Source organism: Halorubrum sp. F4 (assembly GCF_027257195.1).
Classification (GTDB): domain Archaea; phylum Halobacteriota; class Halobacteria; order Halobacteriales; family Haloferacaceae; genus Halorubrum.
The window spans coordinates 1-3,275 of the sequence record NZ_JAPDFS010000039.1; the positions used below are offsets into that span (position 1 = coordinate 1).

The window sequence follows — 3,275 nt, forward strand, 5'->3', positions numbered from 1 at the left end:
TCGCGGGCGCGGTCGGCCATGTCGTCGGCGAAGGTCGCGTCGTGGACGAGGAGGTCGGCGTCCTCGGCGACCTCGACGGTGCGCTCGCGCGGGCGGGTGTCCGCGGTGTACACGAGCTTCCGGCCGGGCCGCGGCGGGCCGACGACCTGATCGGACTCGACGACGGTGCCGTCCTCGAGCTCGACGGACTCGCCGGAGTGAAGCCGGCCGAACGCCGGGCCGACCGGGACGCCGAGCTCCTCGGCTCTCGGTCGGTCGAACCGGCCGGGGCGGTCCGCCTCCTCGAGGACGTATCCCTGTGAGACGGTTCGATGCGTCGTCTCGAAGGCGCGGACCTCGTAGCCGTCGGCGGAGAGCGCGACGTCGCCGGGACCGACCTCCTCGATCCGGACCGGAAATCCAGGCTGGTGGCCCACCGCGTGGACGAGGTCGTGCAGGTCGTCGCCGGTACCGGGCGGGCAGTGGACGCGGAGCGGATCGGTCCGGTCGTTGAACCCCAGCGTCTGGACGAGCCCGGGGATCCCGAGGACGTGGTCCCCGTGGAGGTGCGAGACGAACAGGTGGTCGATCCCGAAGCCGGTGCCGGCCCGCATCATCTCGCGTTGGGTGCCCTCGCCGCAGTCGAACAGCAGGCGGTCGCCCTCGCGGTTGACGAAGATGGCGCTCGGCGCGCGTTCGGTGGTCGGGACGGCACCGCCCGTCCCGAGGAACGTGACGCGAAGGGACATACCCGCCCTGCGGTCGGCGGGGGTAAACTCCTTTCGAGCCGCGGTTGCGGGACGTACGACCGTCGAGCGGCGGCGCGGGAGACGGCCTCGACGCCGCGAGCGGTCGACACCGACATGTGGCCGCCGCCCCGAGGCCGGGTATGTACGACTCGATCGCCGCGCTCGTTCGCCAGGAGGGGTGGCGCGCGGAGGGGGCCGCCGCGCGCGTCCACTACGACGGCGGCGGCGACCGGTTCGCCGTGGAGTTCTACGCCGACGTCGACCGCGTCCTCTACTGGAACGTTCCGGGCCACGGGGACGAAGGGGAGGACACCGCCGCCCCCGTCCCGCGCGAGTCGGTCCCGGACCCGCTCCGCCGGCGGATCAGGGAGGACCTCGACGCCGCCGGCGTCGATCCGGGCGTGGAACGACGGAGCGTCTGATCGGCGCGAGGTGGTGGTCACCGACCGATCCGCCCTCGCCGCGCCGTCCGGGAAACCTTGATACGTCGCGGCGTCGACCCCTCGCGTATGTCCGACGACTGTATCTTCTGTTCGATCGTCGCCGGCGAGATCCCGGCGCGGACGGTGTACGAGAGCGACGAGGTGCTGGCGTTCCTCGACGCCAACCCGCTCGCGCGCGGCCACACCCTCGTGATCCCGAAGACGCACGCGGGACGCGTGGGCGACCTCGACGCCGACCGCACGAGCGCGCTCTTCGGTGCGGTCGCCGAGCTCACCCCCCGCGTCCAGGAGGCGGTCGACGCCGACGCGGCGAACGTGGGGATCAACGACGGCGAGGCGGCCGGTCAGGAGGTGCCCCACGTCCACGCGCACGTCATCCCGCGGTTCGAGGGCGACGGCGGCGCGCCGATCCACGCGGTCGGCGGGACCCGCCCCGACCTCTCGGACGACGAGCTCGACGGGATCGCGGCGGCGATCGCCGACTGAGGGGCCACCATCGCCGGCGACGTCGTTCGAAGGAATTATTCGCCGAACCGGCGAGGAGCCCCCATGCAAGCGACGACGCTCGCGCTGGTCGGAGCGGCCGGCGGCGCGGGGACGACGCGGACCGCCGTCGAGCTGGCCACGATCGGGGCACGCGGCGGTCGGGACGTGGCGGTGATCGACGCCGCGTACGCGACGCAGGGACTCTCCGAGTACGTTCACGGCCGTATCGGGACCGACCTCACGACGCTCCTGACCGACGAGGCCGGCGCGTCGCTGTCGGCGGCGACGTACCCGATCGCGGTCGGCGATCGATCGGAATCTCGGGAGGCGGACGCCGAGTCCCTTTCGGGGCGTGCCGACGTCGTCCCCGCCCGGGCTCCGTTCGAGCGGGTCGCCCGCGCGAAGACGTCCGAGGCGGCGCGCAAACTCGAACGGCGGATCGACGAGGCGGCGACCGCCTATGACGCGGTGATCGTCGACGCGTCGCCGGTGGCGTCGAACGAGGCGGTCGCGGCGGTCACGGGGGTCGACGGCGTCGCCGCGGTTCACCCCGCGACCCCGCACGGTCGTGACGCCCTCCAGCGACTCCACGGCCGGATCGCGGACGTGGGCGCGAGCGTCGACGCCACCGTCGCGGTGTCTCGCGGGTCCGATACGGGGACAGGCGACGTCGACGTGTCGAGCGACGCCGACGTGGCTCTCCCGGAGACTGACCCGCGCGTGACGGCCGCGCCCGTCACGGCGACCGGCGACGGGGCATACCCGCGGGCGGTCGCCGACGCGTACGCGCGACTCTTCGATACGACGCTCGAGGTCGACCTCTCGGAGGCGGGACTGATCGAACGAATGAGGGGATAGCCGGCGTCGCCGTTCCGATCAGCGGAGGTCGTCGGGCGACCCCAGCGCGTCGCCGAGGGGGTCGTCCGCGCCGAGGCCGGACCCGATCGACGACGATCCCGCGAGCTTCGCCTCCACCACGTCGGCGACCGCAGGGAGCGGGTCGTGCGTCTCGACGTACGTCGCGAGCGCGAAGTCCGCGTCGTCGCCGCCGGCGAGTGCCACCGCCTCGGTGCGTGCGATCCGGCCGTCGAGCCAGTCGCGGACGACCCCGCGGCGGGTCGGCGCGAGCGGGCAGACGCCCGAGACGCCACAGCGGTGGAGCGTCTTGGCGGCGGTCATGGGAGCGACGCCGGCGTCCGTGGCGGCGTCGCCGACGCTCCGGCCGGCGGTGTACGCGTCGACCAGCGTCGCGGTCGCCTCCGGCGTGCACGGCAACTCGTCGGCGTGTGCGCGCAGACCCTCCGCCAGCGGCGTTTCCGTGTCGTCGGCGACGGCGACGCCCCGGTCGCACTGGCTGGCGGTCACCTCGAGCCCCTCCGCGATCTCCGACAGCGTCATGCCAACCGGTCTCGCGTTTCCGCAAATAAAACCACCGTACTCCGCCGGCATCGACGCCCATCACCGACCGGTTACCGGTCGGTATGGCCGCGCGGATCGGGCCGTTCACCCCCCGATCCACCGGGGTTTAAGTAAGGGATCGGGACCGAGGTTCAGGTGTGATGAGCAAGGCACCTTCGACCCGCGCCGGTTCGACCCGCACCCGAAACTCCCGCGCCGA

General features: G+C 73.2%; 5 protein-coding genes. 3 read left to right on the forward strand and 2 right to left on the reverse strand.

What is annotated here, in order from left to right; translation table 11 throughout:
- Positions 1-728, reverse strand: a 728-nt coding sequence (locus OKW78_RS16505; RefSeq protein WP_281196145.1) for a ribonuclease Z, incomplete at its 3' end; no start/stop codon positions are given.
- Positions 729-868: 140 nt separating this feature from the next.
- Between OKW78_RS16505 and OKW78_RS16510 the strand changes: the two genes are divergently transcribed.
- From OKW78_RS16510 to OKW78_RS16520, 3 genes are all read left to right on the forward strand, one after another.
- A complete protein-coding gene (locus OKW78_RS16510; protein WP_281196146.1) occupies positions 869-1,150 on the forward strand; it encodes a hypothetical protein in 282 nt (93 codons plus the stop codon).
- Between the two features lie 87 nt (positions 1,151-1,237).
- On the forward strand, positions 1,238-1,657 hold the full coding sequence (locus tag OKW78_RS16515) for an HIT family protein (protein WP_281196147.1): 420 nt from the start codon (positions 1,238-1,240) through the stop codon (positions 1,655-1,657).
- A gap of 63 nt (positions 1,658-1,720) precedes the next feature.
- Positions 1,721-2,515 carry an AAA family ATPase gene (locus OKW78_RS16520; RefSeq protein WP_281196148.1) on the forward strand — a complete coding sequence of 265 codons (795 nt, stop codon included), beginning with the start codon at positions 1,721-1,723 and terminating at the stop codon, positions 2,513-2,515.
- Between the two features lie 18 nt (positions 2,516-2,533).
- On the opposite strand, the gene OKW78_RS16525 is transcribed toward OKW78_RS16520, so the two are convergent.
- Entirely contained in the window at positions 2,534-3,055 is a 522-nt protein-coding gene (locus tag OKW78_RS16525; protein WP_281196149.1) for a hypothetical protein, read from the reverse strand.
- Positions 3,056-3,275: the final 220 nt, after the last annotated feature.

Bases quoted from the DNA above. Each gene is read 5' to 3' on its own strand.
- OKW78_RS16520 (WP_281196148.1), top strand. From the start codon at position 1,721: ATGCAAGCGACGACGCTCGCGCTGGTCGGAGCGGCCGGCGGCGCGGGG.
- OKW78_RS16525 (WP_281196149.1), bottom strand. From the start codon at position 3,055: ATGACGCTGTCGGAGATCGCGGAGGGGCTCGAGGTGACCGCCAGCCAG.
- OKW78_RS16510 (WP_281196146.1), top strand. From the start codon at position 869: ATGTACGACTCGATCGCCGCGCTCGTTCGCCAGGAGGGGTGGCGCGCG.
- OKW78_RS16515 (WP_281196147.1), top strand. From the start codon at position 1,238: ATGTCCGACGACTGTATCTTCTGTTCGATCGTCGCCGGCGAGATCCCG.